The 12,407-nt window shown below is 62.5% G+C and carries 15 protein-coding genes, 1 pseudogene and 1 riboswitch; of the genes and pseudogenes, 9 read left to right on the top strand and 7 right to left on the bottom strand.

All coding sequences use genetic code 11. The annotated features are described in order from the left end of the window. Positions 1-162: 162 nt before the first annotated feature. Positions 163-413: riboswitch (cobalamin riboswitch) on the bottom strand. A 57-nt stretch (positions 414-470) separates the two neighbouring features. From FHT82_RS29220 to FHT82_RS29195, 6 genes are all read right to left on the bottom strand, one after another. Further along, positions 471-1,703, bottom strand: a complete 1,233-nt coding sequence (locus FHT82_RS29220; RefSeq protein WP_183736205.1) for a metallochaperone AztD — start codon at positions 1,701-1,703, stop codon at positions 471-473. Between the two features lie 165 nt (positions 1,704-1,868). Further along, positions 1,869-2,486, bottom strand: coding sequence for an ATP-dependent Clp protease proteolytic subunit (locus FHT82_RS29215; RefSeq protein WP_183736204.1), 618 nt, complete (start codon positions 2,484-2,486; stop codon positions 1,869-1,871). 48 nt (positions 2,487-2,534) lie between these two features. Next, positions 2,535-2,906: a hypothetical protein gene (locus tag FHT82_RS29210; protein ID WP_183736203.1), complete on the bottom strand. Its 372-nt coding sequence runs from the start codon at positions 2,904-2,906 to the stop codon at positions 2,535-2,537. Further along, positions 2,903-3,217 (bottom strand): metalloregulator ArsR/SmtB family transcription factor, encoded by a 315-nt coding sequence (locus tag FHT82_RS29205; RefSeq protein ID WP_183736202.1) that lies wholly within the window; start codon positions 3,215-3,217, stop codon positions 2,903-2,905. The genes FHT82_RS29210 and FHT82_RS29205 overlap by 4 nt, the downstream gene beginning before the upstream one ends. A 294-nt stretch (positions 3,218-3,511) precedes the next feature. After that, positions 3,512-3,937 carry a putative quinol monooxygenase gene (locus FHT82_RS29200; RefSeq protein ID WP_183736201.1) on the bottom strand — a complete coding sequence of 142 codons (426 nt, stop codon included), beginning with the start codon at positions 3,935-3,937 and terminating at the stop codon, positions 3,512-3,514. Positions 3,938-4,075: 138 nt separating this feature from the next. Next, positions 4,076-4,924, bottom strand: a complete 849-nt coding sequence (locus tag FHT82_RS29195) for a VOC family protein (RefSeq protein WP_183736200.1) — start codon at positions 4,922-4,924, stop codon at positions 4,076-4,078. A gap of 270 nt (positions 4,925-5,194) precedes the next feature. On the opposite strand from FHT82_RS29195, the gene FHT82_RS29190 reads away from it, so the two are divergent. Then, on the top strand, positions 5,195-6,136 hold the full coding sequence (locus FHT82_RS29190) for an AraC family transcriptional regulator (protein WP_183736199.1): 942 nt from the start codon (positions 5,195-5,197) through the stop codon (positions 6,134-6,136). A gap of 33 nt (positions 6,137-6,169) precedes the next feature. Here the strand turns inward: FHT82_RS29190 and FHT82_RS29185 are convergent. Further along, a pseudogene (locus FHT82_RS29185) lies at positions 6,170-6,646 on the bottom strand (NADH-quinone oxidoreductase subunit B family protein); the annotation flags it as partial. A 257-nt stretch (positions 6,647-6,903) separates the two neighbouring features. On the opposite strand from FHT82_RS29185, the gene FHT82_RS29180 reads away from it, so the two are divergent. The 8 genes from FHT82_RS29180 (at position 6,904) to copD (ending at position 12,393) form a co-directional block, all read left to right on the top strand. Then, complete coding sequence (locus tag FHT82_RS29180; RefSeq protein WP_183736198.1) at positions 6,904-7,083, top strand: hypothetical protein; 180 nt, start codon at positions 6,904-6,906, stop codon at positions 7,081-7,083. Positions 7,084-7,279: 196 nt separating this feature from the next. After that, a complete protein-coding gene (locus FHT82_RS29175; protein ID WP_183736197.1) occupies positions 7,280-7,555 on the top strand; it encodes a hypothetical protein in 276 nt (91 codons plus the stop codon). A 254-nt stretch (positions 7,556-7,809) separates the two neighbouring features. Continuing rightward, positions 7,810-8,217, top strand: coding sequence for a hypothetical protein (locus FHT82_RS29170; protein WP_183736196.1), 408 nt, complete (start codon positions 7,810-7,812; stop codon positions 8,215-8,217). A gap of 88 nt (positions 8,218-8,305) precedes the next feature. Beyond that, a complete protein-coding gene (locus FHT82_RS29165; protein WP_183736195.1) occupies positions 8,306-9,679 on the top strand; it encodes a PepSY domain-containing protein in 1,374 nt (457 codons plus the stop codon). 10 nt (positions 9,680-9,689) lie between these two features. Next, entirely contained in the window at positions 9,690-10,622 is a 933-nt protein-coding gene (locus tag FHT82_RS29160) for a copper uptake system-associated protein (RefSeq protein ID WP_183736289.1), read from the top strand. Beyond that, positions 10,619-10,900: a hypothetical protein gene (locus FHT82_RS29155; protein ID WP_183736194.1), complete on the top strand. Its 282-nt coding sequence runs from the start codon at positions 10,619-10,621 to the stop codon at positions 10,898-10,900. Before FHT82_RS29160 ends, FHT82_RS29155 begins: the two co-directional genes overlap by 4 nt. Before the next feature lie 249 nt (positions 10,901-11,149). Next, on the top strand, positions 11,150-11,515 hold the full coding sequence (gene copC, locus FHT82_RS29150) for a copper homeostasis periplasmic binding protein CopC (RefSeq protein ID WP_183736193.1): 366 nt from the start codon (positions 11,150-11,152) through the stop codon (positions 11,513-11,515). Beyond that, positions 11,515-12,393: a copper homeostasis membrane protein CopD gene (gene copD, locus FHT82_RS29145; protein WP_183736192.1), complete on the top strand. Its 879-nt coding sequence runs from the start codon at positions 11,515-11,517 to the stop codon at positions 12,391-12,393. Before copC ends, copD begins: the two co-directional genes overlap by 1 nt. Positions 12,394-12,407: the final 14 nt, after the last annotated feature.

The following is a 12,407-nucleotide window of genomic DNA, read 5'->3' as shown; positions in this document are numbered from 1 at the left end:
AGGAAAAAGGCTAGCGGATGCCGGTGCGCGCGAATGCGCGAACGAAAGCCGGCGAGCGGGAAGCTAGTGGCGGATCGTCCAATCGAGACGGATGGATGGCGGCAGGTGGAGAGGGGGCGTGTCAATCATGTCTGCTCCTTGTCGGGCATCCCCGCCCGGCTTGATTGGATCGTGATCGACGGCAGGTCTCCTGGCTCGCGAATATGTGCCGGTCATCTGCCTTCCCGCGAAAACGCAGTGGCACGGCCCTGAGGCCGAGGGCATGACCGCTGAAGCGATCAACCCCGAGATCGACAATCCGCTTACAGTTGCGGGGGCAGCCACGGTCTCGGTCCCTCTTGGGTCGTCCTCACCGTGTTCCCTATTATTCCCCTCGGAGTTCTCTTCGGGGAACCGTCGCCCCGATCTATGACGCCGCCATGGGCGACGTCAAGCGGCGGAATGCGAAGTGTGTCGGGTCCGAGGCCGCCTTAGTGGCTGGCGCCCGAGCCGCCGGCGGCGACAAGCCCGAAGGGCTGACCCTCGACGGGGATCGTGCGTACCTCCTTCAGCGTCTGCGTGCTGACGAGGCGGATCAGGCTGTGGCGGGGGTCGGTGATGGCGATATCATCGCCGGCCACGGCCAGCCGCGGGCGGGCATCGCGCCAATGGCCATCCTTGCTGTAGGGCTCGGTCACGGTTTCCGATCTCACGATCTCGCCCTTGACTGTGTCGAGCAGATGCAGCCTGCCGTCTTCGGTCAGAATATAGGCATTCTGGAATCTTGCCGGATCGAGGGTGAAATCGACGCGCCGTGTCGGAAGGTCGACGAGGCGGTAGGGCGTCTCGGTGCTGTCGGGATCGATCAATACCACCTTATCCTCCCCGTAATTGCCGAGGAAAAACTGCATGGAACGGCCGCCGAGCAGGGTGGAAACCTTGCCTTGCGGCAGCGATGCGCCATAGGCGAGCATCGCGAGTTTGGGGCCTTCCGTGCCGCCGGGGCGGGCGACGAGTACGCCTTCCTCGCAACCGAAGGCGACGAGGCGGGCGGAGGTTGCCTCGCCATGCAGGCCGGTGCAGGGCGCAACATCGCCGATCTGCCGGCCATCACGATCGAGCACCCTGAGGCCAAGGCGCGGCGGCAGTTCGCCCTCCTTGACCGGGGCCTGCATGTTGGGCGCGGAAACCAGCAGGTGATTGCCCATGGGTACCGCGACGCCGTGATGGGCGGCGATGGTATTGACGGCCTTCGGCTCCGGCTTTTCCTGCAGCAGGCTGCTTTCCTTCAAGAGATCGAAGCGATCGGTGCGATCGTAGAAGATCGCCACGTCATCGCCATGCGTTACCACATGGCCCGGCTTCTCGCCCTTTATCGTCGCGCCGACCAGCTTCGGCGGCGTCACTTCGAGATCGCGATGCTCCCCATGATCGGAAAGGGCAATGCCGGTATCGATGACATGAACGACATTCTCTTCGCCCTGGACAGCAAAGACGGTGCGCCCGGTGTCGCTCAGCGACAGGGCGGCATAACCCTTGAGATCGAAGCGACCGATCTCACTCCCGCTCGCAAGATCGATGGCGCGGACGACCGGCAGGCTGTGATCAGCCACGAAAAGCCGCCAGCTCTGCTGCTGTTCCTCTTCGGCGCGGGAAGCCGATGGCAAGATAGCGGATGTCAGCGCGGTGGCGACTGCGAAGTTAGCGAAAAGGCGCCGGTACATGAAATCTCCCTTAATGTAATAACATTACATTATCGTTGTTATAAAGTTACATCTGCCTTGTCCAGTCCCAGCTGTTGGATTTTTGAGAAATTGAGGCACCGGCCTTGTTTGATGTCTGGCCGGCTTTTCATCGTGACCGGATCCCTTCGGCGCGTCCGACGACTATTATGGCGCTGACTCCGCCATTTCTTCGCGATCCCGAAGGATGCGGTCGATCAGGCCCCATTCCACGGCCTCTTGCGCCGTCATGAAACGATCGCGATCCATGGCGGTCTCGAACTCCTCATAGGACCGGCCGCAATGTTCGGCGTAGAGGCGCGTCATGAGCTGCTTCGTCTTCCTGATTTCCTCAGCATGGATGAGCATGTCGGACGCCTGGCCCTGGAAGCCGCCGAGGGGCTGGTGGATGAGGATGCTGGCATTCGGCAGGGCGTACCGCTCTCCCGGCTGGCCGGCCATCAGCAGGAAGGAGCCCATCGAGCGGGCCGTTCCCATGCAGAGCGTGTGCACCGGCGCGCGGATGAAGCGCATCGTGTCGTACATGGCAAAGCCGCTGGTCACGACGCCGCCAGGCGAATTGATGTAGAGATTGATCGGCTTCTTCGGATTTTCGGCTTCGAGGAACAGAAGCTGGGCGCAGACAAGGGCCGAAACGGTGTCGTTGATCTCGCCGTTCAGAAAGATGATCCGCTCTCGCAGGAGTCGGGAATAGATGTCGAAGGATCGCTCCCCTCTTGAGGATTGTTCGACGACCATAGGGACGAGTTGCATCGCTTCGCGCATCGGCGAACTCCAATCTTCCAGAAATTTGATAGGGATAGGCCTGCCGCGTCAGGCGGCGAGCATCATGGTCTGGCTGTTGCTGTTGGCGACCGATCTCGAAAGCCGCTCGAAAGTGGCACCGGTCAGCTTGTGGACGATCCGCAGGCTGGTTCCGCCGGATGCATTCGGAGCGACCGTGAAGATGACGGTGCTTTCGAGATAGGGCGGGGCATCGTCGCGCAATCGGTAGCGGATTTCCTTGCCCGGTGTCTCGGAGAGCGATTGCGGATCGGCAAGCGCTTCCTTCGGCAGCCATTTCTCCCGGAATTCCGCAATGCTGATCGCGCGCCAGACCTTTTCCGGCGGCGCATCCAGCTCGTATGTCTGTTCGAAGCCGCTTTGTTGTTGCTTGGCTTGCACCTTGGCTTTCACCTCGTTCATTGATCCATATCCTTCAACAAGAGCTTGAGAGCATCGATGCGGGCTGGCCAGTAGGCGCGGTATTTCGCCAGCCATTGGGCGATGAGAGCCAGCCCATCCGGATCGACCTCGTAATTCACGAAACGGCCCTCTTTCTGTTCGCGCACCAGCCTTGCCGCCCGCAACACGGCGAGATGCTGGGACATGGCCGGCTGGCTGATATCCATCCCTTGGCGAAGCGCGCTGGCATTCATGCTGCCGGCGGCCAGTTTCTCGAAGATCGTGCGGCGGGTCGGGTCCGCGAGGGCACGGAAAATGTCGTGTTCCATCATGACGACACATAAGCACAGACTTATGCGATTCGCAAGGGCTGATGAGCGGGAACGCTGCGCGCTGCGGAGGGGAATCATCGGTCGAGGGTGAGGCGCCCCGGCAGTCAGGCGGGGGAGAGGGGTGACGACGCGCGCCGACGATCAATGCGTCCAATGCGCTGCCAAGCGCTCGATCGAGCCTTGCCGTCGCCCCTCGTTTTCAGCAGCGAGCATTAGTTCTCTGCCCATATCCTGATGGCGCGAGAAACAGAACCGAAAACGAGACCCAGTGCTCAGCTGCTTTCCATGATCACATCAGCGGTCGGTCGCCGCGTTGTTGAGGATACCCATACGGATCACGGTGACCCCGCCATCGGCAAATTCGGGCAGGCGCGCGAACCAAGACTGTACATGCGGCGTCTGGTTATGCGCTTCGAAATCGGCCTGGCTGGCGAAGATCTCATAGAATATGAAATGTCCGGGCGCCTCGCGGCTCTCCTGAAGGAAGTAGAGTAAGTTCTTCGGTTCGGCGCGGACCTGCGGCACGAGCGGTAGCGTGATGGCGCGCAGCGCATCTTCCTTGCCGGGCTTGGCGCGAACCTGCGCGACGACGGCATAAGCGTCGGCGGGAATATCGGCGTAGCGCAAGCCGCCGGCGTCGCGAGCGATCGCCGAGGGCGCTGCAAAAGCGGTCGCGAGCAGCGCCGCCGGCGTGATGTGGGACAGGAATCTCCGTGTCATTACTTGTCTCCTTCCTTCGATTGCTCGCTCGCCGCTCTCAGGTCTCACGCTGGAGTTGCGCCATCGGGTTCGAGCCGAGGCACTGGTGAGGAAGGGGTTGGCGGGCGATGTCGCGGCAGCAGCAACACAGCTCTCCGCTCAGCGCGATGCGGCCACCATTTTACGTCGCGCTTCGAACGCATCGTCGAAGGTTTGCTTGACCGGACCCAGCGCCTGCACGAATTCGAGTTGTTCGCCTTCCGAGCCGGTGCAGTAGATCAGCCACCACCCATCCGACTTGCCCTCGGTTATCGGGTTGGAATTGGCGTCGAGCGGGGCTGCTTTGCGTTCCGCCTCGCTCGCCACGGTCACGACGCGGTTCGCGCGCACATGCGTCATGCCGCGCCGCGCCGATTCCGCTTCGAGGTCGGCGATGAACTGGTTGAAATCGACATCGTCGCGAATGTGAAAGCAGATGTGCATCATCCGCGGAAAGGCAGGGCTCATATGATCGAGCGGCTCGGCAAATGCTCGCGGACCACCCATCGGCTGATCGGCGTCGCGATATTGCAGAAGCTCGATCACGACATTATCGAACTGGACGAAGCGCACATCGAGCCGCTGCGCGCCGCCGCGCAGATCGGGAATTCCCATTGCGCGCGGATTGACACCGCGTGCGCGCGCTTCGATTTCCGGACCGGTCAGCAGCGTATTGTGAATACGCTCGCCCTGAAAGTCGCCGTCCCGCATCACCTCGGTGCCGCCGAGAACCTGGGTATAGAAGGTGAAGGCCCGTTCCATGTCCTGGACCGTCAGGCCGAAATGCTGGACGCCTTGCAACCGGGGGCCAATCGGCAGCTCGGGTTTGACCGGGGAAGCCGTCTGCTGCCCCTGCGCCACGGTCGGCGGCGCCATCCCGGTCATCGATGCGGCCAGGACCGCGCCCGTGCTTTTCAATGCGTCCCGGCGATTGAGGCCGGCTGAAATCTGCCCACGATCTTCTATCATCTTTTGCTTCCCTCAGCTTATGCGAGTGCTTGGCGGCCCTGGCTGATGCTTCTTGGCGCAGCGTCACGCTGCCGCTTCAAAAAATTGTCGTGCATTCCAGCGGTTTCATCATCCTGCGCCGCACGAAGTGAATGCCGATGTCCGACGTCAGATAAGAGCGCCGCGGCTGGTGGGTATTTCAGAATCTTGCTATTTTGCTGCCCCAGGCGCTTCGATGGTTCGCTGAATTTGCGTCATCAAAAGCGTCGAGGCGGCCTGGAGGGCGGGCGGTTGAAATTCGAAGAGGCCTGGAAGGGGTTCGGCCACAATGAGGCTCGGGATGGCGAGGGCGCCGGCCTTGCTTCCTGCAGGGCGGTATGCACTTCCGGCGTGCCGCGATACTGGACAGATCATCTGATCGCACCAATACGCACGATCGGTGCCGAAACGGCGGCGTCGCTCAAGTTGAGCTATTGGTTCTCGACCGTCGAGGATTCCCCGCAAGAGGGTGATCCGAACTTCGTCAGTGCCTCGCTCCGAACGAGTGCAGCGACGGCTTGGCGCGACGCAGCGCCGTCGGGCCTGGTTTCCATGTTGCCGTTCGAAGGCGCACAGTGGCGCTTCGAGCAGCCGGTGAGCTTCATGCAATTCCACATTCCATTCGACCTGATGGGCATGGTTTGTGCTTCGCTGTTCGGAAAGGCGCTCACCCACGACCATCTGCGGATGCCCGCCGACGTGCTGGATGCTCGGCTGTACCGTAGCCTGGAGCGCATACGGCATACAGCCTCCTCGATCGAGCCTACCAATCTCCTCCTCGACAGTTGGGCATTGATCCTCGCCGAAACATTCCTTCTGCGGTTATCGAGTCACGGCGAGCGAAACGGGCACGGGCCATTCGGCAAGCTTCCGGCCCGGGGCATCGCACGCGTTGTCGATTACATCGAAGATGGCATCGACCATGACCTGCGGCTGTCATCGCTCGCGACCGTTGCAGGGATGAGTACCTATCATTTTGCCCGTCGCTTCCAAGAGACGGTTGGCATGTCGCCCCATTCTTATGTGCTGGGACGGCGGATCGAACGGGCTGGAGCCTTGTTGCGCCGAAGGGATGTGCCGCTCGTCGATATCGCGCTTGCTTGCGGTTTTTCCAGCCAGTCCCATTTGACGACGGTGTTCCGCCGCTGTCTCGGTGTCACCCCAGGAGAGTATCGCCGGCGCGCAGTGATTTAAGTGGCTTGACGGTACCGCTGTCATAGGCACCGCCTAGCGCTCGATCGAACCGCGGCGGCGGATCTTCTTCTGCAGCAGCATCACGCCATAGAGCAGCGCCTCGGCGGTCGGGGGACAGCCCGGCACATAGATGTCGACAGGGACGACGCGGTCGCAGCCGCGCACCACCGAATAGGAATAGTGGTAATAGCCGCCCCCATTGGCGCAGGAGCCCATGGAGATGACGTAGCGCGGCTCGGGCATCTGGTCGTAGACCTTGCGCAGCGCCGGCGCCATCTTGTTGCAGAGCGTGCCGGCGACGATCATCAGATCGGACTGGCGCGGGCTTGCGCGGGGAGCAACGCCGAAACGCTCCATGTCGTAGCGAGGCATGGCGACCTGCATCATCTCGATGGCGCAGCAGGCGAGTCCGAAGGTCATCCACATCAGCGAGCCGGTGCGCGCCCAGGTGATGAGGTCGTCGGTCGAGGTCAGGATGAAGCCGCGATCGGCAAGCTCGTCATTCATGTCCTGAAAAAGAGGGGGCATGTCCTGAAAAAGGGGGGGCATGCCCTGAAACATAGAGGGCATGCCTTGGGTATTGGCGGGAAGCAGGTTTTTTTCGGATCGGTCCGGCATGGCCTTTTCCTTTCGACCTGGCTTCCAAACCCGATGTGAGCGCCGAGGTTCCCGCCGGGCGGAAAAAGGCTGCGCCTCTGGAACATCGCAGGCCCGGCCTCGTTGGGCTTTTGCATGCAAGCCCTTCACGCAAGCCGGAGAACAAGGCCATGACGATTCCTGCCACAGTGATCAAGGTCCTGGCACCCGAACCTCATCCGTCGGCCCCCGTTCCGCCGCCCGGAAAACCCGCTCCGCCCGTCAAGGAGCCGATGCCCGACAAGCAGGGCGATGACCAGCCGGCGCCCGATCCCGGCGAGGATGAGTCGCCTTCCGGAGCTGTGCCATGACGCCGGCGACGAAATACCGGGTCAGATATATGTCGATCTATATCGGCCTGGTGCTGCTTGTTGCCCTGATCATCACGGTCGGATCTCTTGTCGTCGCCTCATGGTGACGTGCTTTTCAGAAGCAATGGGCTTTCGGGAACAAAGGCGCGAGGCGGCGGTTCGGATCGCTTGATCATCATCAGTTGGAGCCAGTGCCATGATTGGACATCAGGAAGGCGCGAATTTCGCGCTTGTGCCGTCAGGCGAGCCGAGCGTTTTCCACCTGACCGTCGACGGCAAATATATCGGGACCATCGCCCGCGATGGAGAGAACCTGTCGGCGGCAAAACCCTGGGGGTGGCGCCTGCTGATTGCCAACGGCAGGCTGGGCGATGTGCCGCTGGCCGGCCGGTCGCACAATGTCGATGAAGCGCTGGCCGAGGCGCGGCACGCTTACGAACGGCATCAGGACGAGCTCTCGCATCGCATGTGAACAGGCCTCGTCTGCGGGGATGCATACTCTTGCACTGCGGACGGTGGTCGTGGCGGTTGGCATATGTCGCGCAAGGATCACCCCCTATGTCCTGCCGGACAGAGGGGGTGTGGCTCAGCCTCACGCCTAAAATGTTCAAAGCCGCTTCGCCTGCCGACCCCATCGTGGCGAACGAATGTCGCATTGAGCTTTCCCGCGGATGTCGCTATCACGGATTCGATGTCGAGGTAGGGGCCTTGAGGCGCAGGGGAACGATGCAACGCCGTCTGGACAGGATCGAGCAATTGATGGTGCGCATTCTATGCGCGCTTGCGCTCGTCTTTGTCGGCTTTGCGCATCAGGTTCCGGCCCTTGCCGAGGATGCCCTCAGCCCCGCAGCACTTGCCCAATATGTGCTGCCCGACGGCACGCTGCCGACGCTCTGCGTCACTGTTGTCGACGACAGCGGCAAGGAGCACGGCAAGATCGCGCACCTCAATCCGTGCGAAGCCTGCCGTATCAGTGCTTCCGTGGTGCTGCCGCAGCCTGCCGATATCACCGGTGCGCGGATTGGCTTTACGGTTGCCGTCGAGCTGCCGCGCCGCGCCGAAGCCTTCCATCGCCAGCTTTTTCCGCCGAATACCGGGCCGCGCGCGCCGCCTGCCAATCCGATCCTTGCCTGAACCCGCATTGCGGCACGGGCCGTGATGCGTCTTGCAATCATGGCCGGGCCGCATTGACGCCGCCGGCCGCGGATTCGGATACACTTCCATGTCTACCACCACTGCAGCCGAACCGGCTGACAACGCCGTATCCGGCGTTTCGCTCTATCGCGCCATCTGGCGCTGGCACTTCTTTGCCGGCTTGCTCACCATTCCCTTCCTGCTCAATCTCGCGATCACCGGCTCGCTCTATCTCTTCAAGGACGAGATCAACGATACGGTCTTTGCCTATCGCTATATTGTTCAGCCTGCCGGCGAGGCGCTGGCGCCGCATGAGATCGCCGATATCGCGGCGGCGGCCGTGCCTAGTTCCGTCGCCAGCTCCTACAAGGATCCGGCCGGGCTCGACCGCTCGGCGATCGTCACCGTTTCCACCGAGGCCGGCTCGACGCTGGTCTTCGTCAATCCCTATGACGGCAAGGTGCTCGATACGGTCGGGACGACCGAGGAGTTCAACTATGTCGTCAAGCGCATCCACAGCCTTGCGCTGTTTGGGGCGACGCCCAACAAGCTGATCGAGATATCAGGCGGTTTTGCAATGGTGCTGGTCGTGACCGGCATCTACCTCTGGTGGCCGCGGCGGCAGGCGGGTGGCGTCGTGACCGTGCGCGGCACGCCTGCGCGGCGCGTCTTCTGGCGCGATCTTCATGCGGTGACAGGCGCATTCGCCGGCATCCTGATCTTCTTCATGGCGATGACGGGCATGCCCTGGTCGGGATACTGGGGCGCCAATGTGAATGCGTGGCTGACGAGCCATGATCTCGGCTATCCCGTGCAGTTGTGGGATGCCGTGCCGAAATCGCAGAAGGTGACGGAGGATATCCTGCCGAAGGCAGGCTGGATCGTCGAGCAGGCGCCGGTGCCGCTGTCGGATATCGCGGCGGCGCAGTCGAAGAAACCTGTTGGCCTCGATCGCGCCGTCGAGATCGCACGCGGGCTCGGCATGGCGCCGGGTTTCGATCTCGCCATTCCCGGCAGCGAGACCGGCGTCTATACGGCGGCGATCTATCCCGATGACCTCACCAACGAGCGCACTCTCCATATCGACCAGTATTCCGGCAAGCCGCTCGTCGATCTCTCCTTCGGCCAGTATCCCTTCCTGGGGCGGGCGATCGAATGGGGTATCAATGTGCATCAGGGGCAGGAATTCGGGCTCTTCAACCAGCTCCTGATGCTGGCGACGTGCCTGGCGATCATCCTTTCCTGCGGCACGGGCGCCGTCATGTGGTGGAAGCGGCGACCGGCCGGGCGCATCGGTGTGCCGCCCATGCCGCCGAGGCGCTCCGTCTATTTCGGGCTCTGGACCATCGTGCTCGCCTTTGCCGTCGCCTTTCCGATGAGTGGGCTCACGATCCTGCTGATGATCGCTTTCGACCAGATGGTGATCCGCTTCGTGCCGCCGCTGAAGCGCGCCTTTACCTGAGGAGGGGATGATGAAGACGATTTTCCCTTTTCTTCTCAGCCTGCTGATTGCGACGGCTGCGGCTGCACAGGAACCGGCCGCCGGCACGATCCGGATCGACCATGCGGCCTCGCATTCCATGGTGCCGGGGGCAAAGGTCGGTGACGGCTATCTTGTCATCACCAATACGGGCAGCGAGCCGGACAAACTCGTTGCCGCCAGCTCGGACCGCGCCAGGACCGTGCAGCTGCACCAGATGAGCATGGATAACGGCATCATGACCATGCGCGAGCTGAAGGGCGGGCTTGCCATTCCCGCCGGGCAGACGGTGACGCTGGAACCCAACTACCACCTGATGTTCCAGGACGTGAGCAAGCCCTTCAAACAGGGCGAGACGATCCGGACAGTGCTGAGCTTCGAGAAGGCCGGAAAGATCGAGGTCGATTTTGCCGTCGGCAGGATTGCCGGGCCGCTCGGTGACATTGGTGGCGCAGGTGGCGGCATGGAGCATGGCGCGATGGATCATAGCGTGATGGAGATGCCCGGCATGGAGGGCATGGATATGTCCGGACCACCGCCGGAGGAGGCGATCCCGGCGACGCTGAAGACGATGTTCGAGAGGCCGGACAAGCCGCTGACAATCCTGCCCGTGGTCGTCAGGAACGACTGGGCGATTGCCGGCTGGCAGCAGGATGGGCGCGGCGGACGGGCACTGCTGAAGAAGGGGCATCACGGGTGGAGCATCGTTCTCTGCAGCGGCGATGGCATAAAGGAGGCAACGGCTTTGGAGAAGGCCGGGCTTTCCGCTGAGGATGCAAGGGCGCTGGCGGCGGATCTGGCCGAGGCCGAAGCCGGGCTCGACCCGAAGGTTCTGGCGCTGTTTGCAAGCTTCGAAGGCACTGTCATGATGGCGGGCGAGGCCGGTGGCGCCGGCCAGGGCGGCCATGAGGGGCATGGCCAATGAGCGCGCGCACCCTTGCCATGTCAGGCTTTGCCGCAAGTGCGGTCTTCGTCGGCGCGCTGATTGCGCTTGTCGTGTCGCTCTATCTTTCGGAGCCGCGCACCGGGCCTTTCGATACGCAGTTTTCCCTTGTCGATGACCGAGGCAATGACGTCGACCAGTCGATCTTCCGCGGACATCCGGGCGCCGATGGGCGGCTGAAGGGGTTGATCCCCTATGGCACGGATCGTGATGAGGCGCTGGTGAAGATCCGTGATGTGTTGCTCAGTGGAGGGGTGTGATGGGGAGATCCACGGCACGCGTCGGCGAAACCCGCCACTTCTCCTCCCGTCATGCTCGGGCTTGTCCCGAGCATCTGCTGTGGGCCGATGCAGATCCTCGGGACAAGCCCGAGGATGACGGCGGAGTGTGTGGATGACGCCGAGAAGAAACCACAACATGGCCCGGAATAAATCCGCTCTCCGACTGTCTAATCTCGCGAGGGCCTTGCGCGCCACCGCCTGTCCCAACCAAACGAAAGGCATGATCTGATGTCCCCGATGACCCGCATTCTCTCCGTCACCGCCCTCGCAAGCATCGCGCTCGCCGGCCAAGCCTTCGCGCATGCGCATCTGAAAAGCTCCGTGCCGGCCGACAAGGCGGCCGTCGCGTCGCCCAGCGAACTCGATCTCACCTTCACCGAAGAGCTGAACCTCAAGTTCAGCGGCCTCACCGTCACCGGCCCGGACAAAAAGGACATCAAGCTCGGCGACGGCATGCTCGAAGATGGCGGCAAGGTGCTGATGGTGCCGGTTTCCGACAAGCTCGCGCCCGGCAGCTATATGGTCGACTGGCATGTGCTTTCCACCGACGGGCACAAGACCAACGGCAGTTTCAGCTTTACCGTCAATCCCTGATGACACCGGATACGGCCTTCATCCTCTGCCGTTTCGCCTTCGACGGGACAGCGCTGTTTCTCTGGGGCAGCGCCGCCTATCTGTGGCTGCTCGTGCCCAAGGGGTTGAGCGGCTGCATCTGGGCGAAGCTCGGGGTGGCGCGTTTTGCGGCCGTGGCGCTGGCCGTGATCTCCACCACGGCGCTGCTGCCGGTGCGCAGCGCCATGCTCGGCAATGGCTGGGCGGATGGGCTGGATACGGACACGATGATATCAGTGCTGACGGGAACCTCCATCGGCACAGCATGGGCCTGGCAGGCCATGTTTGCCGTTGTTCTCCTGGCGGTGACATGGATGCCGTCGCGCCGGCAGATGGCAGTGACAGCCATTGTTTCCGCCTTGCTGCTCTGCGGCCTGGCGCTGACCGGCCATGCGGCGATGAACGACGGCTGGCTGCGTGTGCTCCACCGGGCAAACGACATGGTGCACGTGCTCGCCGGTGGCGCATGGATTGGGGCGCTGGCCCCGGTTGCGCTGGTCCTTTGCCGACTTCGCGACCACAGGGCGGGAACTGATGCACGGATGGCGCTGATCCGATTTTCCAGCGCGGGGCATGTCGCCGTGGCGCTGGTCATTCTCTCGGGGCTTGCCAACAGCCTGCTGATAACAGGCGGGTTACCGCTCGACTGGAGCGTGCCTTATCAGCGGCTGCTTGCGCTCAAGATCGGCCTTGTCGTGATCATGGTGCTGATGGCCGTCTTCAACCGCTATGGGCTGGTGCCGCGCATCGGTCGGTCGCGCTTAGCCGCCAAGGCGCTGGCGGCCGGGACGATTGCGGAGATCGCGATCGCCATTGGCGTCGTGGCGCTTGTCGCCTGGTTCGGGACGCTGGAGCCATAACCGGCCATCAGGTC

It is taken from the genome of Rhizobium sp. BK275, from assembly GCF_014193555.1.
Taxonomy (GTDB): domain Bacteria; phylum Pseudomonadota; class Alphaproteobacteria; order Rhizobiales; family Rhizobiaceae; genus Rhizobium.
Note: the sequence above shows the minus strand (reverse complement) of the source record. Positions and strands in the feature narration are given on the sequence as shown.

What these genes read in the sequence shown, in the direction of transcription:
- copC (WP_183736193.1), top strand. Translation starts at nt 11,150, where the DNA reads ATGTCCCCGATGACCCGCATTCTCTCCGTCACCGCCCTCGCAAGCATC.
- FHT82_RS29205 (WP_183736202.1), bottom strand. Translation starts at nt 3,217, where the DNA reads ATGATGGAACACGACATTTTCCGTGCCCTCGCGGACCCGACCCGCCGC.
- copD (WP_183736192.1), top strand. Translation starts at nt 11,515, where the DNA reads ATGACACCGGATACGGCCTTCATCCTCTGCCGTTTCGCCTTCGACGGG.
- FHT82_RS29155 (WP_183736194.1), top strand. Translation starts at nt 10,619, where the DNA reads ATGAGCGCGCGCACCCTTGCCATGTCAGGCTTTGCCGCAAGTGCGGTC.
- FHT82_RS29210 (WP_183736203.1), bottom strand. Translation starts at nt 2,906, where the DNA reads ATGAACGAGGTGAAAGCCAAGGTGCAAGCCAAGCAACAACAAAGCGGC.
- FHT82_RS29215 (WP_183736204.1), bottom strand. Translation starts at nt 2,486, where the DNA reads ATGCGCGAAGCGATGCAACTCGTCCCTATGGTCGTCGAACAATCCTCA.
- FHT82_RS29160 (WP_183736289.1), top strand. Translation starts at nt 9,690, where the DNA reads ATGAAGACGATTTTCCCTTTTCTTCTCAGCCTGCTGATTGCGACGGCT.
- FHT82_RS29195 (WP_183736200.1), bottom strand. Translation starts at nt 4,924, where the DNA reads ATGATAGAAGATCGTGGGCAGATTTCAGCCGGCCTCAATCGCCGGGAC.
- FHT82_RS29170 (WP_183736196.1), top strand. Translation starts at nt 7,810, where the DNA reads ATGCAACGCCGTCTGGACAGGATCGAGCAATTGATGGTGCGCATTCTA.
- FHT82_RS29200 (WP_183736201.1), bottom strand. Translation starts at nt 3,937, where the DNA reads ATGACACGGAGATTCCTGTCCCACATCACGCCGGCGGCGCTGCTCGCG.
- FHT82_RS29220 (WP_183736205.1), bottom strand. Translation starts at nt 1,703, where the DNA reads ATGTACCGGCGCCTTTTCGCTAACTTCGCAGTCGCCACCGCGCTGACA.
- FHT82_RS29175 (WP_183736197.1), top strand. Translation starts at nt 7,280, where the DNA reads ATGATTGGACATCAGGAAGGCGCGAATTTCGCGCTTGTGCCGTCAGGC.
- FHT82_RS29165 (WP_183736195.1), top strand. Translation starts at nt 8,306, where the DNA reads ATGTCTACCACCACTGCAGCCGAACCGGCTGACAACGCCGTATCCGGC.
- FHT82_RS29180 (WP_183736198.1), top strand. Translation starts at nt 6,904, where the DNA reads ATGACGATTCCTGCCACAGTGATCAAGGTCCTGGCACCCGAACCTCAT.